Raw genomic sequence first — 24,461 nt, 5'->3', positions numbered from 1 at the left:
TAACTAAATATGTGCAATTAGGATGCCATCATCAGTTTAGAAATTTAGTGACGGGATCAATAAGGCCGTCCTTAGACGGCCTTAATTAACTAAAACGACTTAACTAGCGGATATTAAGGATATTTTGATTAAGTTGATTGTTAACTTCCAGCGCTCTGGAGTTAGCTTGGAAGTTTCGCTGGGCAATAATCAAATCTATTAACTCAGAGGTTAAGTTCACGTTTGCTTGCTCTAAGGCCGATGAGTTGATATCACCAAAAGTACCTGTGGTGGCTTCACCTGCTAAGGCCTCACCCGACAAAATACTTTCTTGCCACTGGGTATTACTTTGCTGGCTCAAACCTTGGTCATTGGCAAAACGAATCAATGCCACTCGCACGATAGGCTCAGAGGTACCATTTGAATAAGTAGCACGTACTAAACCATCCGGGCCGATATCGATACCAGTTAGACGACCAACCGGTAAACCGTTCTGCTCTAAGGATGTCACTTCAAAGGCCGAGGCAAACTGAGTGGGTTCATCTGGAGTCGCGTTAACAGAATCTAAGGCAAAGTTAGTAGTGATATATTGAGTAGGATCTGAGCCATTACCTAAAATAGCAGCGCCTAGAGCCACAGAGGGCACATCCCCTGTCAATGCATTGGTGCCGTCAGCATTTTGCATAAACTGAAAATCACCGCCACTACTAAAAATCATCCTAAAGCCAGATACAGTATTAGCTGGACCTAACGAGTTTTCGCCCACTACGTTAACTGCCGCAGCGCCTGGAGGAGAAGGCAGCACAGCAGGTGAATATAGCGTTGGTGGCACACCTGGCGTATCACCTTCCGTTTTTAAAGGTAAGTTATCCATATAGGTCACCCCTACCCATTCGTTGGTAGCATTTAAATCTTTCATAAAGTAGTAGGTCATCACATGGCTGTCACCCAGTGAATCAAACACCGTAACCGATGTCGCAGCGTTATAGGTCAAGGGATCGTCTGGATTAAACAGTCGAATATCCACTGGATCTTCACCCGCCGGTAAGTTCATTTTAAGTGATACTTCAGAGGTGGGTTGTGGCGCGCCAGAAGAATCAGGTATACGTACCGGAATAGTGGTACTTAAGGCTACCGAGGCTGAGCTGCCGTCCTTGTTTACAGGAAAACCTAATAAGTGGTCACCGTTGGAGTTCACCACAAAGTTTTCAGAATTAAGTTTAAACATACCGGCACGGGTAAAGGAAAAATCCCGCGAATCGATGGCAGGTACTGTACCAAAAAAGCCATTGCCAGTGATCGCCAAATCCAAAGCGTTATTGGTAAACTGCAAACTACCTTGGGAAAATTGCTGCGCCACTTCCTGAGTTAACACCCCATCACCAACTTTGGTTTTACCACCTGCCAATAATGACGTGGCATACACATCCCCAAATTCCGCGCGGGATTCTTTAAAACCTACGGTATTAACGTTGGCGATGTTGTTGGCCGTTGTATCTAAGTCTCGTTGTGCGGCATTAACGCCACTTAAAGCTATATTAAAGGACATTGTTTATGTTCTCCTGTTAACCACCGATTTGAATGACGTCGTCGAGTTTGACACTCACATCACCATTCAAATTAAGAATAATACCTTGGCTGCTGCCACCCATACTGACGCTAGCAACATGACGATTGACGGCTGTCGGCAACACTGTCGACTCGCCTGCCACTTTGCCCTGAGCGCGGATCACATAATCTCCGGCCGGCATAATTTTTCCGCTTGTATTCGTGCCATCCCAACTAAATTGGATATTTCCTGCCGCCTGAGTACCAACGTTGATAGTTTTAACAATTTCACCCACACCGTTTTCAATGGTAATTTTCATCTCTTGCACGGTATCCTCATTAATAACCACACCTGAGAGCCCTGCTCCATCATTGGCCATATAACCGATATCACCTTGCAGCAATACAGTTTGCCCAATCAGACTAGAGGCTTGCAGAGCCTGATTTGAGGTCATCGAAGAGGCAAAATTTTCAAACTTGGTATTAAGCTGCTCAATGCCATCAGCCATGGTAAAGCTGGTCATCTGCGCCACCATTTGATCATTATCAACCGGTTTAGTTGGATCTTGATTGGCTAACTGCTCAGTCAATAACGAAAAGAAGTCTTCCTGCGATAACCGTTGATTTGAATCATCAGCTACTGGTTTGGTTTCTTTTTGCCAATAGTAGTCAGTGCTAAGACCTTTATTAATGAATGTATCCACAATCTTTCCTCTGAGTATTCACTCGAAAGCGTAACTGATAAACTAAACCTATTGACCCTGACCAATACGCAGTACGTTTCTAAAAATGCGTTTGGTGGTGTCTGTCACCTGTACGTTAGTTTCATAAGCTTTAGAAGCCGACATCATATCTGCCATTTCTTCCACAATATTGACGTTGGGTTTGTAAATATAACCATTTTCATCTGCCATGGGATGACCAGGGCTGTATTCAATTTGTAAGGGCTTTTGACTTTCTACAACACCAAGAACTTGCACTTTCGTTCCCACAGTCTGTTCGTCGGTAGCGCGCTGCATTTCTGCGGCAAATACCGGATGTCTGGCTTTATAAGTGGCGTCATAACTACTACTGACACTGTTGGCATTGGCGACATTACTGGCCGTGGTATTCAAACGTACACTTTGTGCACTCATACCTGAACTGGCGATATCCATTACATTAAATAAACTCATTATGCTTGCCCTCCGCTGATGGCTTTTTTCATGCCTTTAATCTTGCCATTTAAAAATTCTAAACCTGCTTCATAACGCAAGCCATTATCTAAAAAGGCATTACGCTCTTGTTGCACATCCACAGTATTGCCATCACCGGTATCAGGCTGATTGGGGATGCGAAATTTAATATCGCCAGTCCCTTGCATTGAGCCTTTTAAATGATTTTCGTGAGTGCGGGTAAGATTGTGATCTCGGGCAAACTGTGCGCTTTGCATGACTTTTTGAAAGTCTAAATCTTTGGCCTTATAACCAGGGGTGTTGGCATTGGCGAGGTTTCCGGCAATAATTTCCATACGCTCGGTGCGCACTTGCATTGCCTTTTGATGAAAACCCATCAATTTGTCTAAGCTGATTGCCACTATTGTCTCCTCAAGATGAGGTATATTTCACCTCAGTTGAGAAACAACTAGCAAAGCCTATGCCACAACAATATTGAAAACACAAATTGAAAAACGCGAAGGGGAGTACAGCTTTTGCCTAAGCCTTTACATCAGCGGATTGGTATATTTTTATTTAGTTTTTTTAATGTAATACAAACCAGGGTTACAGCGCACCATGGTAAACTGCTCAACTAAATCGGAGATAGATTCGGATGCCCCTACAAATAAAATGCCGTCATCTTGCAGGCAAGCGGCAATTTTCTGCAGTATCTGTTTTTTAATTTCTGGCGAAAAATAAATCAGGACATTGCGACAAAAAATAATGTCAAAACGTCCCATGCCGGAAAAGTTGTCTAGTAGATTGAGTTGTCTAAAACTGGCCATCGCTTTTAGTTGAGCTTTGATTTTTAACTTACCATTATCTCCACTTTCAAAATATTCTTGTTTGAATATTTCAGGTAGGCCCCGTGACATCGCTAATTGGTCGTACTCAGCCAAACGACATTTTTGCAACATTTCTTCAGATATATCGGTACCAACAATTTGTGCACCCGCACGTAAACTACCACTGCGTTTCTTTTGATAATTTTGGATAGTCATGGCAATTGAGTATGCCTCTTGCCCAGATGAACAAGCGGCACTCCATACTTTAAGTGGAGTACTGCGCTGTTCATATTTAGGTAAAATACTACTTTCCAACAAGCTGAAAGGATAACTATCACGAAACCATAGAGTTTCATTCGTGGTCATTGCTTCAATCGCGGCTAACTGTGCCTGGCGGTCGCGTTTAACAACGATTTTTTCGATAAGCTGATCTAAATTACTGACCCCTTGCACTTTGACATGGGAAGTAAGCCGACTCTTAACCAGATATTGTTTATTATCACCCAAAACTATGCCACTTGCTGTTTCCAGAAATTGGCTGAACAAACGATAATTGTGTTCACTAAATTGGCTTTCTGACACCAGATATCCCTTGTTTACTGCATCGTTTAAAATTCGGAAACCAGCTTAACGCTCTGTTCATTGATGATGACTCATACAACAACAAAATCAGCCATCCAGTCCATTTTAATACATCACTTAAGTCACGCTATCGTTCTGACACACAATTTAATAAATGCCAGATTATTCGTTACCAAACCATTTTAAAACCGACGATGCTAATTCATCGGGATTGAACTTAGCAATAAAGTCATCGGCTCCGACTTTTTGCACCATTGCCTGATTAAATACACCACTAAGTGAAGTATGCAAAATAACATGGAGGTTTTTCAGCTCAGGAGTATTACGTATTTCTGCGGTTAGGGTATAACCATCCATTTCGGGCATTTCGATGTCAGATACCAACACCCCTACTCTATTGGTAATATCACCGGTTTCTGCCGCAATCTCTTTTAAACGATTGAGTGCCTCTAAGCCATTTTTAGCCACTTCGATTTCTAGCCCTAAAGCCGATAAGGCTTTTTTGACTTGATTACGAGCAACCGAAGAATCGTCAGCGATAAAGATGATTTTTTGCATACGTGCATCATCTTCACCTACCTTTAATTTATCAGACATACCTGCGCTTAAGTCTGTATTTACCGGCGATATGTCATTAAGAATTTTTTCAACATCTAATATTTCAATGAGCTCATTTTCTATTTCTGTCACCGCAGTCAAATAACTGGCTCTGCCGCTGCCTTTAGGTGGAGGCATAATTGAAGCCCAGTTGGTATTAATGATGCGTTCTACAGAACCGACCAAAAAACCCTGCACCGAGCCATTATATTCAGCAATGATCACAAAGGCTGATTTTAAATCCTCAATACGTTTGCCACCTGTTGCTAAACTCATATCAATGACAGATATAGTTTGACCACGAATATGAGCTATCCCGCGTACTAAGTGATTAAGTTTAGGCATTGAAGTTAACGGTGGACATTGGAGCACTTCCCTGACTTTGAACACGTTAATGCCAAAGCGCTGTCTGGAATTGAGCTTAAACAACAACAGCTCCAATCTATTTTCTCCAACCAACTGAGTACGTTGATTGACCGAGTTCATGATTTCAGACATGTAAGACTCCAATAAAATTAAAACGGCTTAACTTTTGCAACTGTCATAAGCAATATGTGCAATAACACATCAATATGCTGTAAAACACGAGCCTTTAAAGGCATTAAAGACTGAATTTTTAATTATTGCTAACTAAGTGACTTAAAATTGACACTTTAGGTTGTTGCCAGCCAACTTCCATTAGCATAGACAACTTGCCAACAAGTGAACATGAAAAAATTATATTATTACGTAGGATTAGCCAACATATTTATCATTAATATTTCTTTTGTCAGCTTTATAGCGGCCGCACAAGAAAATAACTTAGATAATCAACAGCTAATTCATGATGCCGAAAAATTTATCATTGCTCAACTCAGTGGCAATAATTCAAGTCAATTAGAGGTTGAGGGTATGCCAATAGATGCACGAATTGTCATTCCAGCCTGCCCCCAAGACATCGAATACGCCGTTGGATCTGAAGCCTTGTTTCAATCTAACATCACCGTTAAAGCCCAATGTCCAGCAAGTAACTGGTACATGTATTTGATGATACGAGTAACAGAAATTCAACCTGTAGTGATAGTAAGCAATGCTGTAAGCCCTGGCACTCTGCTAAGCAAAGACAATCTGCAAGTTATCGACATGGATAAAAAGCGTTTAAGAAATACCACTTTTGCCGATATAGATAGTGTATTAGGTGCCAGAGTAAAACGACGTTTAATTTCAGGCAGACCGGTCGAACCGGATGATCTTTGTTTTGTATGTAAGGGCGACAATGTAGTTATCAGCGCAGAATCACAATTTATGTACGTTAAGACCAATGGTGTAGCGTTAGAAGACGGAAACGTCGGTGAAACTATCCGAGTTAAAAACAGCCGTTCCAATAAAAATTTACTTGCGCAAATTGTCAACACACATGAAGTAAAAGTAAATTTGTGAGGAATAAAATGATTAGCCATGCAAGCTTATAGCTAATTAAAGATTAATTGTTTTATAATCAAATTTTAGCTAAAGAATTTCACTTGTTGGCCGATATAGTTGATGAGGTAATCTAAATGGGATGGGGAGGGAGAAAAAAATGTCTATCAATAATGTGAATAGTGGTGGCTCTAAAACCATCATTGATAATCAAAAACTTAGTCAGCAACAAACGGCTAGTAATAATGCTACGCAAGCAGAAACACAGAAAGCAACGACGTCAACAGCTCGTCAGGATTCTGTGTCGTTGACACAATCTGCCCAGCAGTTAGTGCAAGTTCAACGTAAAGGCAGCGAAGCGCCAGTTAATCAAGAAAAAATTGATAAACTGAAAAAAGCCATTCAAAGTGGGCAATATAATATCAACCCAGAATCACTGGCGAGAAAGATTTCTAATTTAGAAGCAGAAATATTTGGTAACAAAGCGTAATGGCAGCATAATAAAAACTCAATAAAACCACTGCGCTATGTCCAATGATAATTATAATAAAAGCGATAAAACAACAAATCAGTCAACTTGAGCAATTGCAACAGGTTCTGGAAACAGAGTTGCACCTCATCAGTACCCGCGATCCCGAAACCCTACTCAATTTACTAAAATCCAAAGAAGTCTTACTTGATCTGATCCAAACTAAGGATGATCTTATTGCTCAGCGCTACGAGACACTGAGCGAGACAGACAAACAAAATACCGAACTTAACGAGCTATTCGATTATGCTAAAAAGCAAGTTGAACAATGCCAATACCGTACCTCAATAAATCAAACGGCTGTTGAACAAGGCCAGCTTAGATTGGAGCACTTACGCAATCTAATCTTAGAATCTCGCGCTAAAGAATCAATGACTTACGATAAAAGCGGGCGAACTAAAGGTGGACGTTCAGGTAAGGGTGTTAATGCCTAGAAACTAGAAACTAGAAACTAGAAACTAGAAACTAGAAACTAGAAACTAGAAACTAGAAACTAGAAACTAGAAAAATAATGCGATAAGAGCGGCTGATGTACTAAAGAAGTTTCTAATAATAATTAACTTTTTTCACTCGCTTAGGCTGAGCAGTAGATAAATAGATTTCATGCACTAATTTAAAATCTAATTCTAACTCGGTGGCGTAGGTATCCTCACCCACCGGGTAGCTTTTAACCACTTTAGCGCCACGGATCACACCTTGTACCGAGCTACTCAAACGCTCATCTTCCAAGACTAAACTTGATAATGCTTGTTCGCCATCAATCTTCTGGCCAAAAACTTGTTCAGCCAATTCACGGTAGGCATCTAATTTAGAGGCTTTGACAGCCATTAACATTTTGGTTGAACTATCGATGCCGCGCTGGGCCGAAATAGGGGCATAACCAACTGCCGATATAACCGGATAACTATCAGGCTCGATAGTTTCCCACTCCACATGTTTCGTAAAAAGACTCGAACAAGAAGATGACAGCACAGTGAGCAGGATGACGCTTAGTTTCAGGCAATAATTCATAGTGTTCCCACTTTGATAAAAGTTAACGGTATTACAACAGAGCGTTATTAACGCCATAGCACTGCCAAAAAACTGACAATGTTAGTGTGTAAATATCTTTTGTTTAGCAATAACTATACCCAAAGACCTAAAACTAGCTGATATAAACTCGGCATAGTGCCAATTTGTAAGGTTTACCGAGTTACAACTTAATAAAGGTATGGATTGTGCTTAGTCATTAGCTGTTAATAAAACAATCAAAAGCCGTTAGCGAGAACACAATGCATAACATTCGCCGATTCAAACTTACTGTCAGTTTAGCTAGCCTGCTTTTTAGCTTTGCCGCACAGGCAATATGGTATGAAAGTAGTGGTCAGGCAGTGATCCATAATGGCAATAAACAACAAGCGCGCCAACAAGCCACCCAAGAAGCCATCAAACAAGCCTTATTGTTTGCTGGAGCTTCCATTAGCAGTGTGCAACATATTACCAACGGATTACTTGCCGACGACCATTTAGAAGTGCGCAGCTCAGGCGAAGTAGACAAGGTTGAATTGATCGATGAAATATATGAGGGTGACGTAATTACCGTTAGTATTCGCGCCGATATATTTCCACAAAAAATTCAATGCCGCGCAGCGGCTTATGCTAAGTCCATCGTCACTACTTGGTATCCCATCAAACATCGGCAACAAGCTGTAGTGGGTAATTTGTTTGATTTTGGTCAACACCTAGCGATAAAGCTGCAACATGAGTTCAATCAAAATAGTCAAAACTCACAAATTTCACGAGTTGAACCTTATTATCTTAAACTGGAAAATGGCGCACCTGTGGCCATAGAGTTAGCTCAAAAAGCCAATACACAGTTTGTATTGTTAGCCGAGATAACTGATTTGGGCACCATGCAAAACGCTGGTAGCAGTTTAGCCTTTTGGGAAAAGACCACTGCCAGCCGAGACTTTAGTCTCTCTGTGGCTATTTATAATGGTAATACTGGCGATAAAATATTTAGCAAAACACAAGGTTTTACTGCGGCTTGGGAATTTGACACCCACGAAAGTGTCGATGTTAGTAGCTCACGCATGTGGCAATCAGAATTTGGTAAACAAGTCACCTCGTTGTTGCAAAGTCTCAGCAACGAAATCGATCACACACTGAGCTGTTTGCCCGCTTACGGCCGTGTTTTGTACGTTAACAATGAACAAATAAGTATCAATCTTGGGCAGCAACAAGGTTTGCGCAAAGGTGATCAACTCACGTTATTTCAAATGAATCAATTTTATGACCCAACGGGTAAGCTTCACCAGCAATATCAGCTGCATTCGGAAGTAGTCTCGGTTAGCCAAGTATTTGCCAATACAGCCATTGTCACTGCGGTTTCTGGCGCACCACTGGCGAATATTCAAGCAAATGACTTTGTCGCACGTAGGTAAAGGTTTTAATCACACATTGGCTAGGCCATAATGGCCGCGCAAAATGTGTGTCCCTGTAGTTTAATGGATAAAACGAGCCCCTCCTAAGGGCTAGATCTGGGTTCGATTCCCGGTGGGGATACCATGTGCAAAATCAGCGTTTACCTCAGTTAATCTAAAACCATCCAACCCCTTGTAAATAAAGGCTTTCAGCCTTATATTCAGCAAATTACAATTTAATCAAAATTAACCAAAATAGCTTAAAATATATGCCTGCTGTAGCACATGTGTAGCACAGGATTTGGGGTTAAACTCCATTAATCTCGGTATATTGAGAGGTATTTAGGCTATAAAAATGAGATCCTGATGCCCGAAAATCGCTTGAAATTCACATTAAGAAGGCTGGAAAAGCTCGAACCAGTCGTTAAAAGGACCAAATTTTACGACACAGAGAATAAAGGCTTAGTGCTAGAAATGTTTCCCACTGGTGCTAAGTTTTTTCGCACCATAAAACGCGATGGCAGCTCCAACAGGCTTATTACGGTAACTATTGGGGAATTCCCCTCAGTGACAGTTGAAATGGCCATCAAGCGCCACTGTGAGCTTATTTCAGAAATCATTAATGGTATCGATTAAATGTTGTTTTCTGGGTTGCATATTTTTTGCGTTCTACCGTTGTTGCTATCGTTAAATTATAACAACTTATTACTTGACGTAAACAGATCTGTTCGCTTACGCTAGTATACAGATTTGTTCACCCCTAATTCTAAATTAAATAAGGTCATTCGTTATGTGCAATAACACAACTCATACGAACTCAGATAAAGCAGCGATAAACACTTTAGGTATTCATCACCTCGGCCTGAGTGTGCCAGACATCAAACAAACTGCGGCTTTTTTTATGGAGCAGTTGAATTTTAGCCAAGTAGGCGAAAAACCTGATTACCCGGCGATTTTTATTTCGGATGGCAGCATTATGTTGACACTTTGGCAGGTCAATAATAAAAATAACATGATTGCCTTTGATCGAAAACACAACATCGGCTTACATCACTTTGCACTTAAGGTCGCCAACTTAGAGCAACTACAAAACTTACATTTACAGCTAAGTCTGCTCGATAACGTCGAGATTGAGTTTGCTCCTGAAGCACTAAACCACTCAACTATTCACCACATGATGTGCTTAATTCCTGGTGGTATTAGGCTTGAGCTAATCGCTGCATAACAGCATGAATAATCCACTATCACAGATTTGGCATCAGGGGGAGTTAGCCATTCAGCGGTTGGCGGGAACCAAGCAAGCTATGGCTGAAATTGGGCCTAAATATATTCGTGAATTTATGCCTCAACAACACCGTGATTTTTTTCAATCATTGTCGATGATCTTTATCGGTTATAACGACTATTGTAAACAAACTCGTGCCAGTGTGTTGTTTGGTGAGCCTGGTTTTATTCACTCGCCTACTGAAAACGAGTTAGTGATAAACACCCAATATTCCATGGGCGATTTTATGCGAGAAAGCCTCAATCTGGGTGAGCGAATTGGTTTGCTGGGAATAGAATTTGAAAGTAAAAGGCGCAACCGCCTCAACGCCATTATTATGGATATAAATCAAAAAACTATTCAGTTAAAAGTATTACAAAGCTACGGAAACTGCCCTAAATACATTCAAAGCAAAACACTCAAAGCTAATCGTGACTATGGTGACTTTTCAATAAATACTCACCTACAACTCAACCACACGGATCGGCAGCTTATCAGCAAGGCTGATACTTTTTTTATCGCAAGTAGCTTTGATGATGGCCAACAACTTAATAGTCGTGGTGTGGATATTTCACACCGTGGAGGCTCTGCGGGCTTTGTATCCATTACGCCCCAGGGACAATTATTGGTAGACGATTATGTGGGCAATGGCTTTTTTAATACCTTAGGTAATTTGTATAAAAATCCCCTCGCCAGTTTATTATTCTGTGACTGGCTTTCAGGGCACGCCTTACATATAAGGGTAACAAGCCAGATCCTGTGGCATGAAGATGCACAACAACACATAGCGGTAACATCAGATAAAAACCCTAAAACAACCAAGGCCAAACGAACACTGTGTTTTACTCCTATTAGTGTAGAACGGTTAACCAATGGATTAGCTCAACTACAAATTGCTTACTAACACCTCACTTGGTTGAATAGAGGCAAATTGAGGCCCCATTTCCATTGCATTCAATGTAATATCAGGGGCAACAAACCACATCAATCGACATGTTTAAAGCGACTTAATTGTTGTTTTAACATGGTGTTTTGGGCGATTAATTCATCTCTTTCATTCAGTAGCTGCAAGACCAGCGGAATAGCCGACCATTCAACAGCGAGATCGCGTTGAATACGGGCGGCCTTTTTCACTAAGGTGACAGTTTCCACGGTAAATTGCCATTCGGTGACTTGCTCGCCCGCAAGAGGAATGGCAATACTGTGCTCAACTAATTCATGCAATATAGCTTGTGTAATATCGCTAGACTGGCACAGTTCATCGCTACTGACTTGGTTGTCTTGCTGTAATAGACTGATGTGTATCATGCTGATTCACTCCACTTGCTACGGGGATCAAAGTGAGCTTTTTCGGCTAAATCAGCCCACAGTTTTTTACTGGCCTCGTCGCTGGATGGCGGGTTAACTATTTTAATTACCGCAAATAAGTCGCCCTTATGCTTTTTACTCACTAAGCCTTTGCCTTTAACACGCAGGCGTTGGCCTGACTGACTGTTGGCTGGGATGGTTAATTGTATTTTACCGGACAAAGTAGGTAAATTGAGCTTGGTACCAAGGGCCGCTTCCCATGGAGCCAGCGGTACCACTATGCTTAGGTTATGATCTTCCACATCAAATAGCGGGTGAGGAACTAAGCGGATCTGTAAATACACATCGCCATTAGGGCCATTAGCTGAACCGGGGGCACCCTGCCCTTTGAGGCGAATTCGTTCACCATTGACTACCCCAGCAGGGATCTTAACTTTTAGGGATTTTTTAGACTCAGTAACACGACCATTGTTATCTCGTTGAGGCAACATAAACTCAATGGGTTTAACGGTATCCACTAAAGTCTCTTCAAGAAATACCGGGAATTCTATTTCCACATCTTGTCCTTTTTGCTCACGGGCTCTGCCCTGCTGAAAACCGCTTCTGGCGCCACCAAACATGGAATTAATAAAATCAGAAAATTCTTGGTCAGTTTGGGGATCGCCATGTTGTTGGTAATTACCTTGAGATGAACCTGAATTGGCTTGCTGATGCCGTGCACGGTTTTGTTGATGACGGCGTAACTCGTCATATTTAGCGCGTTCTTCTTTGTTGTGGATGACTTCATAGGCTTCGCCTATTTCTTTGAATTTTTTCTCAGCTTCGACTTGAGGGTGTTTACTTACATCAGGATGAAACTCTCTGGCCAACTTTTTATATGCCACCTTAACCGCTTTGTCATCAGCATCCGGCGGAATCCCTAGCACGGCATAATAATCTTTAAATTTCATTTGCAAACTAAGTTCCCAAGTTAATAAGTCTTAAGCATACTCCTTTATCGACAACTATTTTGCAGAAGTCTTACACAAAAAGTGCAAATGGATGATTTACAGAAGCCGACGGTGACCCATCGGCTTGCCATAACCCAATTTTTAATTATGAGGTCATTTTTTCTAAGGATCTCATTTCACCATGAGCCAGTTTTGCGTCACTCAATACGCCTAACAAAACCTGTTTGACAGCAACGGGTTGCTCTTCTTCTAGTGCTTCTCTGATCACTTCCAGTGTTTTATCTTCCACTTCTTCTAACTGTGAAACATAAGTGTGATCAGAATCTGATGAAACGGCGCTGAGCAACTTGGTATAGGTTTTTCGCACGTCGACAGCCATAGAAGAATCCTTTTCAACTTCGCCGGTTTCAGCAATGGCATAAGGCTGCAACTTAGCAACCGCACTGCGTTTTTGTACGATCATACGCCCAAAGACAACTTTGATACTTTGTGCGTCAACTTTGTTTAGGGCTTCTTCATAAAATTTGATCCCGCCATTTAATACTTTGATAATGTCAGCAACTTTTTCGATGTGATTAATGTTGTTCATAGTGAACTCCTTACCTAGATAAAAATAGTTGATAAATATTGTCATTTGATATGACGCCAATATAAGTTTTTCAACTCATATGGTTTAGGGGTGCAAGGCTTAAACCAAAATTTACGGGCTGACAAAACCCTTGTTTTATAAGGCCTTAGAGAAATTGATGGATGTAAAGTGTTGCAAATCTGAGACAAATTTAAAATGCTGAACAGGCACTATTTTCAAAGCCATTGTAAGTTTTTCACGTGTCGCTAATTTCATTCTACGTGTCAATTTATGGTTTATTTAATTTACCCTTCAACATTAACCAACAAGCAAAATGTCACACCGATACTTGAAAATTATCACTTAAACAATATCTTGGCGGATATGCCATTGTTAGCTGATTTAGGCTAGCATGCAGGCCTGAGTTTTATGCCCCTTTAATTGATTAACGGAGATTGAGTTTGAATAAAAGTATTGTCACCAATGGATTAGCTTTGGTTTTAGTTTTGCTTGGCTTTGGGTTAGATAATGACATAGTCAAAACCGTGGGCTTGTTTGCGTTGTCGGGCGCCATTACTAACTGGTTAGCGGTGCACATGCTGTTTGAAAAAGTACCAGGATTATATGGCTCAGGGGTGATACCTGAACGATTTGAAGATTTTAAAAATGGTATTCGTAATTTGTTGATGCAGCAGTTTTTCAGCCCAGAAAATATTCAGCGTTTTATGGCTGATGCTAAACCCAATATACAATTTAACCTTGCGCCTGTTTTACAAAAAGTCGATTTAGCCCCGACCTTTGATTCATTGGTAGAAGTGATCAAGGAGTCGTCTTTTGGTCAAATGCTAGGCATGTTTGGTGGTGTGCAGGCACTTGAGCCATTAAGACAGCCTTTTATGCTTAAAATGGCTCATTCTTTAGAAACCATCAGTCAAGATCCGGCTTTTGTCGCTTTGCTCCAAGAACAACTCAAACAGCCTGATGTGAGTGACGAACTGCAACAGCAAATCAATAATATCGTTGAACAACGCCTAAGCGAACTCACTCCACAACTGGTTAAAGAGATTATCCAGCAGATGATTAAACAACATCTAGGTTGGTTAGTGGTATGGGGCGGTGTATTTGGTGGCCTGATCGGTTTGCTCGCTGCGCTATTCGCGTAACAAAACCTTTGCTCAAAGCACGGGCTCCGCAGCACTGGCAAAGGCTTGTTTGATCAATTCAACTTTGGCGTTTTCTCTAGGCATGCTTTTAGTGACTAAGGACAAGCCAAACTGATAACAAAAATTGTCGGGCGAAATCAGTCGTATTTCGCCCTTATCTATCTCACTCTGCACATAATTAAGCGGTAAAAAACCAATATACGCCCCAGATAAAATCAAGGTTTTACGCATATCAAACTGATAGGCCTTAGCACTTAGATTGAGTTTTTTAAGCTGTTGTCTGCCATCCATATCAATGTCTAAACCCGGGTGAATGGCTTGTTGCTGGGCTAAGTGTTTTTCATTTATATCACTGTCTTGTAGGCTAAATAAAGGATGTAAACGGCCACAACATAAATACATAGGCTCGTCAAATACCTGCTGGTAACTCAAACCTTCAATCTGTTTGTAATTAGGGAACAGACCAATATGCGCTTTATCTTTAAGCAGGGCTTTTTCAATATTGTGGATAGAATCCCCATCTAATACCAAGTGCAGTTTAGGTGCTTGTTGATGAATATATCCCACCACCCTTGCCAGTTTTTGTTGTTTTATGTCATCCAGTTGATCGGCACACAAAATGACTAATTCGCCACTCATTTCACTGCCCAATGAACGTACTAAATATGAAAAATCGTGCAAAGAGTCAAACAAATCAACACAAGCGTGATACACCACCTGCCCCGCTTCAGTCAACGCAAAACCACCCCGGCCACGCATACATAGTTTGAGTTTCATACGGCTTTCAAGATTAGCCATGTGCACACTGATGGTTGAACGTGTCACCCCTAACTCATTTTCCGCTGCGGCAAAACCTCCGTTTTCTACTACGGTTTTAAAAATACGTAATAAACGTAAATCATATTCTGTTATGGGTTTAGGGATAATGGCTGACTTAGACACAATGTTTTACCTACTTAAACCTTTAGGTTGAAAGTTTTATATTTAACCCCTAATGTTTTTACTATTCAATAGAGCCATAAACATTTGTACGGAGAAACCTATGCTCAACTTAAGTGATGTTTCATTATTAAAAACCAGTTCATACATTAATGGTAGCTGGCAGCAGGGCGTGGCAGATCTTGCGATTGTCAATCCGGCAACTAATCAAACCATAGCTCAGGTACTTAATGCCGGTGTTGAACAAACCGAACAAGCGGTCTTGGCGGCCAAACAAGCGTTAAAAGACTGGTCTGGTCTAGCGGCTAATGAGCGCGCTAAGCTAATGCGCCGCTGGTTTGAGCTGATGATGGAAAATCAACATGACTTAGCCCTTATCCTGACCACAGAGCAAGGTAAACCACTGGCCGAAGCCAAGGGCGAGATTGCTTACGGCGCTTCGTTTATCGAGTGGTTTGCCGAAGAAGGCAAACGAGTTTATGGCGATGTCATCCCTGCCCCATCAAGTGATAAACGTATAATAGTAATAAAACAACCCGTTGGTGTAGTCGCAGCGATTACGCCATGGAACTTTCCTAATGCGATGATTGCCCGTAAAGCTGCGGCGGCGCTGGCAGCAGGTTGTACTTTTGTAGTACGCCCAGCCACACAAACACCATTGTCGGCCTTAGCCATGGCCGAATTAGCCGAGCGTGCCGGCATTCCGGCAGGGGTATTTAACGTGGTTGTAGGCGACGATGCACGTGCCATGGGCAAGGTTCTTACTCAACACCCAGATGTCGCTAAGTTTACCTTTACCGGCTCAACCGCAGTAGGCAAAAGCTTAATCGCCCAATGTGCGACTACGGTGAAAAAAGTCTCGATGGAACTCGGTGGCAATGCGCCTTTTATCGTTTTTGACGATGCGGATGTCGATGCCGCGGTAACAGGGGCCATTGCCTCTAAATACCGTAACGCGGGTCAAACCTGTGTCTGTACCAACCGTATCTTTGTACAAGAAGGCATTTACGAGGCGTTTTGCGCCAAATTTATCACTGCGGTCAAAGCCCTTAAGGTTGCTGATGGCATCACTGACGGCAGTCAAATTGGCCCGATGATCACGCCTGAAGCCCTTAATGATGTGCATAAACTGGTTAGCGATTCTGTAAAACAAGGTGCACAAGTAGTGTTAGGTGGTAAAGCCCACAGCGCGGGTCAAAACTTTTACGAACCCACCATTTTGACCAACGTCAGCAACTCTATGCCCATTGCTAAAAATGAAATTTTTGGCCCGGTATCACCGATCATTCGTTTTAACAATGAGGACGAGGTTATAGCCCAAGCTAATGATACCGAAGTGGGTTTAGCGGCTTATTTTTATAGCCGTGATATTGGTCGGATTTTTCGCGTCGCTGAAGCACTCGAATACGGCATGATCGGCATTAATGAAGGATTAATCTCTAATGCCGCGGCGCCTTTTGGTGGGGTTAAACAATCTGGCAATGGTCGCGAAGGTTCACGTTATGGCCTCGACGATTATTTAGAAATCAAATATCTATGTTTAGGTGGAATGGGGAAATAAAGATGACTGTCACTTTAGCAACAAGCAATAAATTAAGCACCAGCAGCAATGCCGAACTACAACAACGTAAAACGGCAGTTATCGCCCGTGGACAAGGTAATCTTTATCCGGTTTATGTAGAACGCGCCCTTAACGCCGAAGTCTGGGACGTTGAAGGCCAGCGGTATATCGATTTTGGGGCGGGCATCGCCGTGTGTAATACCGGCCATAGCCATCCTACAATTGTAGCGGCAGTGAAAAGCCAAATGGAAAAATTCAGCCATAGCTGCGTAATGATCAACCCTTACGAAGTGGCTGTTGAGTTGGCTGAAAAGTTGGTTGAATTAGCCCCCGGCCCTTCTGCTAAAAAAGCCATGTTTGTCAGTACCGGCGCTGAAGCCGTGGAAAACTGCATAAAAATAGCTCGGGCTCATACCGGTCGTCGTGGGGTTATTGCCTTTCATGGCGGGTTTCATGGCCGAACCAATTTAACCATGGCACTTACTGGTAAAGTCACTCCCTACAAAAACTTGTTTGGACCTTTTCCGGCCGATATTTACCATGCGCCTTTCCCCATGGATGCTCATGGCGTGACCGTTAAAGACTCGCTAAAAGCCGTGCATAATCTGTTTAAAGTGGATATCGCCCCCTCAGATGTAGCCGCCATTATCGTTGAACCCATCCAAGGTGAAGGTGGCTTTTACCCTGCCCCTACGGAATTTTTAGTGGCCTTGCGTAAGTTATGTGATGACTATGGCATAGTGCTAATTGCCGATGAAATCCAAACCGGATTTGGTCGTACTGGCAAAATGTTTTGCTGTGAACATAGCGGTGTTGAGCCTGATTTGATCACTATGGCTAAAGGCATTGCCGGCGGTTTACCTTTAGCGGCAGTAGTGGGTAAACAAGAGATTATGGATGCGCCTCTCCCCGGCGGTTTAGGGGGCACTTATGGTGGCTCACCGGTCGCTTGTGCAGCGGCATTAGCGGTATTAGATGTGATTGAAGAAGAGCAACTGGTTAGCCGCGCTGCACATATTGGCAAGGTATTTAAGCAGCAACTCAGTGAATTACAACAGGCTTTCCCACTGCTGATTGGTGAAATTCGCCAAACCGGCGCCATGATCGCCATTGAGCTATGCAGTGACGGCGACTTAGATAAACCCAATACCTTGCTAACTCAGGCCATCATAGCCAAAGCAGCACAACATGGTTTGATATTATTGGCCTGTGGTTTTTATGGAAATGTGATCCGCTTTTTACCACCATTGACCATCAGTGATGATGTAATGAACGAAGGCATTGAAAAATTTGTAACACTGTTTCAGGATGTCACTCAATCATAAACAAAAAAGATAAAAAACGACTATGCAGCAACGGCTCATCCATATCGACCCAACACTTGACGAAAGTTTGCAAAGTCAAATTCGCAATAAGTTGGTCGAGGGCATATTGGTGGGCTCGTTTGCCTTAGGTAGTCGTTTGCCCTCCTCACGCAAGTTGGCAGAGCAAATTGGCGTCGCGCGTAATACCGTAGTACTGGTTTACCAAACTTTGATTGATGAAGGTTACATTGTTAGTCGCGAGCGCAGCGGTATTTTTGTGAATGAAAAAATCCATCAAGGCTGGGTGCATCACGCTGCCACGCCCCATGTTTACCCAAGTTCGCAACATAGCCTCAACCATAGATTTAAAGGCAGCCTACACACCACTAATCATACGGCCTGCCCCGCAGATTGGCAGCGTTATGCTTATCCCTTTATTGATGGCAAATTTGATGCCTCGCTTTATCCGGTCAAAGAATGGCGTGAAGCCAATCAACAAGCCAATACCACTCGTGAAATAAACCAGTGGTCTAAGTTACAAGGGCTGGGTGACGATCCTATGCTGCTTGAACAATTGCGTACCAAAGTACTGCCAAGACGCGGTATTCAAGCCACTACTAACGAAATTTTGATCACCGTAGGCACGCAACAAGCTTTACATCTAGTGAGTGAATTATTGGTGGATAATAGTGTGACCGTGGCGGTAGAAGAGCCAGGTTACCCTGAAATGCGCGAGTTGATGCAGCATTTAGGCGCTAACTTGCTGTATCAACCGGTGGATGACAATGGCATGGTGGTCAACGAGCAACTGAATAATTGCCACATCGTATATACCACCCCAAGCCACCAAACTCCCACCAGTGTGACGATGTCGATGACACGTCGTCACGAGCTATTAGCCAAAGCCCAGCAACATGATCTGCTGATCATTGAAGATGACTTTGAGTTTGAAAGTAATTTTTTACGGCAGCCTCATCCCGCTCTACGCAGTTTGGATAGCGAAAACCGGGTGATTTATATTTCGTGTTTGTCCAAAGTGCTGGCCTCGGGCATTCAAATCGGATTTGTGGTGGCAGATAGCAGCGTGATCAACGAGCTTAAAAAGCTGCGCAAAATGACCATGCGTAATCCACCTTTAAACAACCAACGGGCAGTAGCTTATTTTTTATCTTTAGGTCATTACGATGCCTACATGATGCACTTGCATAAAATCTTTTTTGAACGTTGGTTAACCCTGCGTGAGGCGCTGAATACCTATTTACCCAACTGCATCGACACCGGTCCTATTCAGGGTGGCACGGCTTATTGGATCACCGGCCCCAAACAACTCGATGGCGAAAATTTGCGCGAAAAGGCTGCCGATCTCGGCATATTAATCGAACCCGTTAAACGTTATTTTGCCAATACTCAGCATCCTGAAAATTGTTTCCGCATGGGGATCACTAGTATTCCTAACGATAAAATTCGTGAGGGGGTGAATAAGCTAGCCAATTTAATCCACCAATTGAGTGCCGATCACGAAGAAACCCTCAGTACCGCCAAGGGTAAGTTACTCAGCAACGAGGCCCTGCAACTTTTATTACCAGGCGCCAAGCTGGAATGCCAAATGGTTTATGGTGTGCCCTGCACCATTGAGCTACTGCCCAATGGCCAAATGCTCGGCCAAACTGGCGGCATAGGTGCCGAAACCGATGTGGGACATTGGTGGATTGACAATGGCATGTACTGGCGTAAATGGAAGTTATGGAGCTATGGTGAAACCAAAGGTTTTTACGTGATATTAGATGGCCAACAAATGAAGTGGTTTGATCAACACTATAGTTTTGTGCGGCAACTCGAGCTATTAAACAACTCACTTAATCTGGACCAACAATAAAGATCAATCTGGTACTAACCCTTCACAACTGGACTTATTAAAGTCTAATCATCATAGCAACAAGGCAACATCATTAATGACCCATTTTTCCATTGCAGGTCTGCAAGTGGCTACCTCTTGCGAGAATAATCTCAGCAAAATTGGCGAGCAAATTAAAAAATGCAAAGCACGCTTCCCTTGGCTCGACATGATTGTATTAGGCGAACTATGCAGTTATGGCCCAGAAAAAAAATATGCCGAGAATTTTCCTGGTGCCACTGAGCAATTTTATTGCGACTTAGCCAAGTCACTCAATGTATGGCTAATTCCCGGTAGTCATTACGAAACCTCAGGTGACCTTATCTATAACACCGCCTCGGTTATTAATAATTTAGGTGAGGTAGTCACTCGCTATCGCAAGCTATTTCCCTTTTTGCCCTATGAAACCGATATCGCAAGTGGTCAAGATTTTGTGGTATTTGATGTACCACAAGGCCGCATAGGTGTAGCCATTTGTTATGACTTGTGGTTTCCCGAAGTAGCACGCAGTTTAGTCTGCAAGGGAGCCGAAGTACTTATTTACCCTACCATGACTGGCACCATTGACCGCTCGATTGAGCTGGTCATGGCTCAGGCCACTGCTGCCACCAACCAATGTTATGTCATTGCGGTTAATACTGCGGGCAACCTAGGCAATGGCCAATCCATAGTAGTTGGTCCAGAAGGCAACAATATTTATGTTGCCGGACAAGAAGAAGAAATTATCCCTATTGAAATTGATTTTGCTTTAGTGCGCCGCAACCGCGAGCGTGGTTTACATAGTTTAGGTCAACCACTTAAGAGTTTTCGCGATAAAAGTTTTGATTTTCCTGCCTATAAGCAGCAAGCAGAAGCCGATGAACTAACTAAACTCGGCCCCTTAATGATGCCAAGTGCACATAAAAACACTTAGCATAACTGGACCAAGACATTAGTTAAATCTGGTACTACGACAAACAATTTAAGTGAATTAACCTCGAACACGAACACATAATAATAAAAGACCACTGGAGTAAAAAACATGCATTCCGAGACTTTCAAAAAACATACCTTGGCCCAAGCCGTTAGTACTGCATTGTTGCTCAGCAGCCCGTTTTTTTATGCCAGCGCACAAGATACCAGCACAGCAAATGACAAGGTACTTGAACGCATAGAAGTGACCGCTAACCGCCGTACTCAAAGCATTCAAGAAATTCCTTACAACATTTCAGCGATTTCAGGTGACGAGCTAGAAAGTGGCAAGGTTATCGATACCACTGAGCTATTGCGTAATATTCCTGGCGCTACCGTGGTTGATCGTGGTTATCGTAACTCGGGTGTGATGAGTGGCATTGTTATCCGTGGCATTAACGTTGACAGTGGTGCCAATGGTGATGTGGCACTTTCGGCCATTCCAACCGTGGCATCCTATGTCAATGACACCCCATTGTTAGCCAATTTTATTTTGAAAGATGTACAAATGGTGGAAGTACTCCGTGGTCCACAAGGCACACTTTATGGCTCAGGTTCACTGGCAGGTACAGTAAAATACCGCATGAATAAACCAGAGTTAGGTGAAACCTACGGCAGCGCTGGGCTGACCTTAGGCCAAACCGAGGGTTCAGAGGGTCATAACCTCAACATGGATTTAATGTTCAATGTGCCCTTGGGGGATTCAGTGGCGTTTCGCGCCAACTTCGGTCGCATAGACAACGATGGCATCATTGATTACACCAACGTTTATCAACTCGATAACAACAATTATGCGCCTGCTGCCCATGGTGGTGATTTAGCCGCAGGTGCCCCGTCGTTTCGTAGCGTCGAAGATGCCGATACCGTAGATATTAATTACGGTCGTGCATCGCTTTTATGGCAGGCCAGCGACAACTTGCAGTTCAATTTATCCTACCAAAAACAAAGCGATGAAATTGGTGGCCGCCGCCAAGTGACTCGCGGTACTAACTGGGTAGACGGTACTGAGCAAAAATATGATGATTATGAAAATGGCGCGGTGATACTAGAACCTTCCGAACGTCAGGTCCACCTCACTGCCTTAGAAGCAGAGTGGGACTTAGGTTTTGCCACATTGACGTCTAGTAGCTCTCAATATCAAACCGATGGCGACTCGGTCAGTGATAATACTGGTTTTTATGCTCAACAAAATTGGTTTGCCGACCTCTATTATGGCTCGCCCCGTCCTTTAGCTAAGGCTGATCGTGGTTATGATGAAAAAGCCTTTGTACAAGAATTACGTTTAGTGTCTAACGAAACCCAAAATAATATGGATTGGGTTGTGGGTGTTTATTATATGAACCAAGACAGTCAAGCCACTCAAGACAGTTACATGCCAGGTTATCAAGAATGGGCTGGCGCGGCGTTTTCATGGTGGCCGACTATGGCTGACTACGGCATGGTATTTACCGACAACGATTTTCACTATGTGCGAGACCAAAACTTTAAAGACAAAGCTTTATTTGGTGAGCTGACTTACCATTTTTCAGATGTATTACGCACTACTGTGGGTATTCGACGTTTTGATAATACCTTTGTTAATAATACCGAACTGGTGCTACCGATATGGCCATTTTTAGGTGCTGACCCGAGTTTTGAAACCTCTGAAAGCGACACTCTGTTTAAGGCCAACATTGCCTATGATCTGAACAACAACACCATGCTATATGCCACCGTCGCCGAAGGTTATCGTCGTGGAGGCGCCAATGCCGTACCACTCACAGGCAGTTTGGCTGAACGAGCTGAATGGCAACAATTTGATTCAGACACCGCGATAAACTATGAGCTGGGTGTTAAAGGTTATTTAGCCGGTCATAAACACAGTTATAGCTTGTCGGCCTTTCGTTTAGATTGGGATAATCCCCAGTTGAATACGGCGTCATACTGGGGATTTTTTACCGTGGCAAACGGTGAGTCAGCCCAGACTCAAGGTATTGAATTAGAGCTACAAGGTTATTTGTCTGACGAAATTCACTATGTCTTTGGTTACGCCTTTGTTGATGGCCAATTAACTGATGATTTTTATGTGCCTTCTGGTGTTGGCGCTGAATCTGCCACGCGTTTGCAAGCGGCTGATGGTGCACGTTTACCAGCATCGCCTGAACATACCCTAAGTCTAGCGCTGGATTATACCTACTCAATGGATAACGACATGTATTGGGTCAGCCAGTTAAACGTTTATTACCAGTCTGATTCACTCAATTACCTTGGCGATAGCGCGGCTTTGCAAGCGGATATTGGTGGCTTCTCCTTATGGAACCTGACCTCGCGCATCAGTACCGATGATTGGGATGTGGTGTTTTACATGAAAAACATCTTTAACGAAGATGGTGTCACCGGATTATTGCCTGAAGCCTATATGGGTACGGACCCTAGTGAAAACTTTTTGGGTAACTCATCCAAAGATTTCATCAGTTTACCTAGAACCTATGGTGTATCGCTGACCTACCGTTTTTAGATGCTATTACTTAGCCTAAATAGTGGCAGCCAAGACGTAGTCTTAGCTGCCAAATTTATGTTTTTCAAAAGCTTAGCTTGATATGCTGCTCGTTAAAGACCTTGCTTTGATCGGAGCAGATGTAATGACCCTTAGTCCAACCCTGCCAGTGCAGTCACTCGCCGTATTCTGGCAGTTATTAAATCAACAACAATTTGCTGCCGCTCAGCAACAGCTCCAGCAATTATTGCAACAGCATCCTGATTTTGCCCCAGCGTGGTATGGCGCAGCAGTGCTAGCATCTCGTCAACGTAATAATACACAAGCCTTACACCACTTAACTAAAGCCCTTGAGTTAGACGACGATAATATTCAATTTTTGCTGTTTAAAATTCGCCTATTGATTAGCTTAGGTTCACAACAAGCAGCCAAACAATTGGCTTTAACTTTAGCCCAAGGCACTTATGCTCAAACAGAGATTTGTGCCGACCTGGCTTTATTACTCAACAGTTTAAAGTTGCATAAACACGCTTTGGATTATTATCAGCAAGCCCATAACTTGGCTCCTATGGATGCGGGTATCTTGTTTAATCTGGCCTCTTTGCAACGTTATATGGGCCAATTAACCGAGGCAGAAGCAAACCTCGATAAAGCTATTGAACTTAAGCCAAGCGACAGTGAAGCCTGGTTGCTGCGCTCCAATTTGCGTAAACAAACAGCTGATGATAATCATGTTAACGCTATCCAACAGCAGATTCAGCAGGGTAGTCAGCAGACAGCAGGTGATGTACTCAGTTCAGTACAGTTGCATTATGCTTTGGGCAAAGAATATGAAGATTTACAGCAATACTCGGCTTGTTTTAGCGCGTTAAACCAAGGTGCATCACTGCGCCGCCGCAACATGCAATACAACGTACAAAACGACATTGCCACCATAGATAAAATTATAGAGGTATTTACCCCTCAGCTATTCACTGATAAACCAGCGGGTCATAACAGCCAGCAGCCCATTTTTATTTTAGGTTTGCCTCGTACTGGCTCCACCATGGTGGAACGTATTATCGGCG

The 24,461-nt window shown here is 42.8% G+C and carries 25 protein-coding genes and 1 tRNA gene; 15 read left to right on the top strand and 11 right to left on the bottom strand.

Annotated features, from left to right (window positions below):
* Positions 1-103: 103 nt before the first annotated feature.
* The 6 genes from flgE to AX660_RS17520 all read right to left on the bottom strand — a co-directional run bounded on the left by flgE (position 104) and on the right by AX660_RS17520 (position 5,185).
* Complete coding sequence (gene flgE / locus AX660_RS17545) at positions 104-1,528, bottom strand: flagellar hook protein FlgE (RefSeq protein WP_068379626.1); 1,425 nt, start codon at positions 1,526-1,528, stop codon at positions 104-106.
* A gap of 16 nt (positions 1,529-1,544) precedes the next feature.
* The gene (locus AX660_RS17540) at positions 1,545-2,231 is read right to left on the bottom strand and encodes a flagellar hook assembly protein FlgD (RefSeq protein ID WP_068379623.1); all 687 of its coding nucleotides are present in this window, start codon (positions 2,229-2,231) and stop codon (positions 1,545-1,547) included.
* Between the two features lie 48 nt (positions 2,232-2,279).
* Positions 2,280-2,702 (bottom strand): flagellar basal body rod protein FlgC, encoded by a 423-nt coding sequence (flgC, locus tag AX660_RS17535; RefSeq protein ID WP_068379620.1) that lies wholly within the window; start codon positions 2,700-2,702, stop codon positions 2,280-2,282.
* Positions 2,702-3,103, bottom strand: coding sequence for a flagellar basal body rod protein FlgB (gene flgB / locus AX660_RS17530; RefSeq protein ID WP_068379617.1), 402 nt, complete (start codon positions 3,101-3,103; stop codon positions 2,702-2,704). The genes flgC and flgB overlap by 1 nt, the downstream gene beginning before the upstream one ends.
* A 150-nt stretch (positions 3,104-3,253) precedes the next feature.
* A complete protein-coding gene (locus tag AX660_RS17525; RefSeq protein ID WP_068379614.1) occupies positions 3,254-4,090 on the bottom strand; it encodes a CheR family methyltransferase in 837 nt (278 codons plus the stop codon).
* 162 nt (positions 4,091-4,252) lie between these two features.
* On the bottom strand, positions 4,253-5,185 hold the full coding sequence (locus AX660_RS17520; protein ID WP_068379611.1) for a chemotaxis protein CheV: 933 nt from the start codon (positions 5,183-5,185) through the stop codon (positions 4,253-4,255).
* A gap of 210 nt (positions 5,186-5,395) precedes the next feature.
* Between AX660_RS17520 and flgA the strand changes: the two genes are divergently transcribed.
* From flgA to flgN, 3 genes are all read left to right on the top strand, one after another.
* Positions 5,396-6,106, top strand: coding sequence for a flagellar basal body P-ring formation chaperone FlgA (gene flgA, locus AX660_RS17515; protein WP_082768980.1), 711 nt, complete (start codon positions 5,396-5,398; stop codon positions 6,104-6,106).
* Positions 6,107-6,245: 139 nt separating this feature from the next.
* On the top strand, positions 6,246-6,575 hold the full coding sequence (gene flgM, locus AX660_RS17510) for a flagellar biosynthesis anti-sigma factor FlgM (protein ID WP_068379608.1): 330 nt from the start codon (positions 6,246-6,248) through the stop codon (positions 6,573-6,575).
* Positions 6,576-6,619: 44 nt separating this feature from the next.
* Positions 6,620-7,048 carry a flagellar export chaperone FlgN gene (flgN, locus tag AX660_RS17505; protein ID WP_068379605.1) on the top strand — a complete coding sequence of 143 codons (429 nt, stop codon included), beginning with the start codon at positions 6,620-6,622 and terminating at the stop codon, positions 7,046-7,048.
* Between the two features lie 112 nt (positions 7,049-7,160).
* Here flgN and AX660_RS17500 read toward each other — a convergent pair whose 3' ends face one another.
* The gene (locus tag AX660_RS17500) at positions 7,161-7,625 is read right to left on the bottom strand and encodes an LPP20 family lipoprotein (protein WP_068379602.1); all 465 of its coding nucleotides are present in this window, start codon (positions 7,623-7,625) and stop codon (positions 7,161-7,163) included.
* 260 nt (positions 7,626-7,885) lie between these two features.
* Between AX660_RS17500 and AX660_RS17495 the strand changes: the two genes are divergently transcribed.
* From AX660_RS17495 to AX660_RS17475, 5 genes are all read left to right on the top strand, one after another.
* Positions 7,886-9,037 carry a flagella assembly protein FlgT gene (locus tag AX660_RS17495; protein ID WP_068379599.1) on the top strand — a complete coding sequence of 384 codons (1,152 nt, stop codon included), beginning with the start codon at positions 7,886-7,888 and terminating at the stop codon, positions 9,035-9,037.
* A gap of 49 nt (positions 9,038-9,086) precedes the next feature.
* A tRNA-Arg gene (locus tag AX660_RS17490) sits at positions 9,087-9,161 on the top strand.
* 221 nt (positions 9,162-9,382) lie between these two features.
* Entirely contained in the window at positions 9,383-9,652 is a 270-nt protein-coding gene (locus AX660_RS17485; RefSeq protein ID WP_068379596.1) for an Arm DNA-binding domain-containing protein, read from the top strand.
* A 154-nt stretch (positions 9,653-9,806) separates the two neighbouring features.
* Positions 9,807-10,241: a VOC family protein gene (locus AX660_RS17480; RefSeq protein ID WP_068379593.1), complete on the top strand. Its 435-nt coding sequence runs from the start codon at positions 9,807-9,809 to the stop codon at positions 10,239-10,241.
* A gap of 4 nt (positions 10,242-10,245) precedes the next feature.
* A complete protein-coding gene (locus AX660_RS17475) occupies positions 10,246-11,184 on the top strand; it encodes a pyridoxamine 5'-phosphate oxidase family protein (protein WP_068379590.1) in 939 nt (312 codons plus the stop codon).
* Positions 11,185-11,264: 80 nt separating this feature from the next.
* Here the strand turns inward: AX660_RS17475 and AX660_RS17470 are convergent, their stop codons facing one another.
* From AX660_RS17470 to AX660_RS17460, 3 genes are all read right to left on the bottom strand, one after another.
* Entirely contained in the window at positions 11,265-11,588 is a 324-nt protein-coding gene (locus tag AX660_RS17470) for a chaperone modulator CbpM (protein ID WP_235594774.1), read from the bottom strand.
* Positions 11,585-12,538, bottom strand: a complete 954-nt coding sequence (locus tag AX660_RS17465; RefSeq protein WP_068380020.1) for a DnaJ C-terminal domain-containing protein — start codon at positions 12,536-12,538, stop codon at positions 11,585-11,587. Before AX660_RS17465 ends, AX660_RS17470 begins: the two co-directional genes overlap by 4 nt.
* Positions 12,539-12,683: 145 nt before the next feature.
* Positions 12,684-13,127 (bottom strand): ferritin-like domain-containing protein, encoded by a 444-nt coding sequence (locus AX660_RS17460; protein ID WP_068379587.1) that lies wholly within the window; start codon positions 13,125-13,127, stop codon positions 12,684-12,686.
* 440 nt (positions 13,128-13,567) lie between these two features.
* Here AX660_RS17460 and AX660_RS17455 point away from each other — a divergent pair, with 440 nt between their 5' ends.
* A complete protein-coding gene (locus tag AX660_RS17455) occupies positions 13,568-14,269 on the top strand; it encodes a DUF445 family protein (RefSeq protein ID WP_068379584.1) in 702 nt (233 codons plus the stop codon).
* Between the two features lie 12 nt (positions 14,270-14,281).
* On the opposite strand, the gene AX660_RS17450 is transcribed toward AX660_RS17455, so the two are convergent.
* Positions 14,282-15,211 carry a LysR family transcriptional regulator gene (locus AX660_RS17450; protein ID WP_068379581.1) on the bottom strand — a complete coding sequence of 310 codons (930 nt, stop codon included), beginning with the start codon at positions 15,209-15,211 and terminating at the stop codon, positions 14,282-14,284.
* Between the two features lie 100 nt (positions 15,212-15,311).
* Between AX660_RS17450 and AX660_RS17445 the strand changes: the two genes are divergently transcribed.
* The 6 genes from AX660_RS17445 to AX660_RS23360 form a co-directional block, all read left to right on the top strand.
* Positions 15,312-16,769, top strand: a complete 1,458-nt coding sequence (locus AX660_RS17445; RefSeq protein ID WP_068379578.1) for an NAD-dependent succinate-semialdehyde dehydrogenase — start codon at positions 15,312-15,314, stop codon at positions 16,767-16,769.
* Positions 16,770-16,771: 2 nt separating this feature from the next.
* Entirely contained in the window at positions 16,772-18,094 is a 1,323-nt protein-coding gene (gene gabT / locus AX660_RS17440; protein WP_068379575.1) for a 4-aminobutyrate--2-oxoglutarate transaminase, read from the top strand.
* A gap of 22 nt (positions 18,095-18,116) precedes the next feature.
* On the top strand, positions 18,117-19,949 hold the full coding sequence (pdxR, locus tag AX660_RS17435) for a MocR-like pyridoxine biosynthesis transcription factor PdxR (protein ID WP_068379572.1): 1,833 nt from the start codon (positions 18,117-18,119) through the stop codon (positions 19,947-19,949).
* Between the two features lie 76 nt (positions 19,950-20,025).
* Positions 20,026-20,880: a carbon-nitrogen hydrolase family protein gene (locus tag AX660_RS17430; RefSeq protein ID WP_068379569.1), complete on the top strand. Its 855-nt coding sequence runs from the start codon at positions 20,026-20,028 to the stop codon at positions 20,878-20,880.
* A gap of 108 nt (positions 20,881-20,988) precedes the next feature.
* A complete protein-coding gene (locus AX660_RS17425; RefSeq protein WP_068379566.1) occupies positions 20,989-23,415 on the top strand; it encodes a TonB-dependent receptor in 2,427 nt (808 codons plus the stop codon).
* A 124-nt stretch (positions 23,416-23,539) separates the two neighbouring features.
* Positions 23,540-24,461 (top strand): tetratricopeptide repeat protein (locus tag AX660_RS23360; RefSeq protein ID WP_162266431.1); only part of this gene is annotated, 922 nt, incomplete at its 3' end.

It is taken from the genome of Paraglaciecola hydrolytica (assembly GCF_001565895.1).
In the GTDB taxonomy this organism is placed as follows: domain Bacteria; phylum Pseudomonadota; class Gammaproteobacteria; order Enterobacterales; family Alteromonadaceae; genus Paraglaciecola; species Paraglaciecola hydrolytica.
The sequence above is the reverse complement of the archived record's forward strand: the minus strand, read 5'-3'. Positions and strand labels throughout refer to the sequence as shown.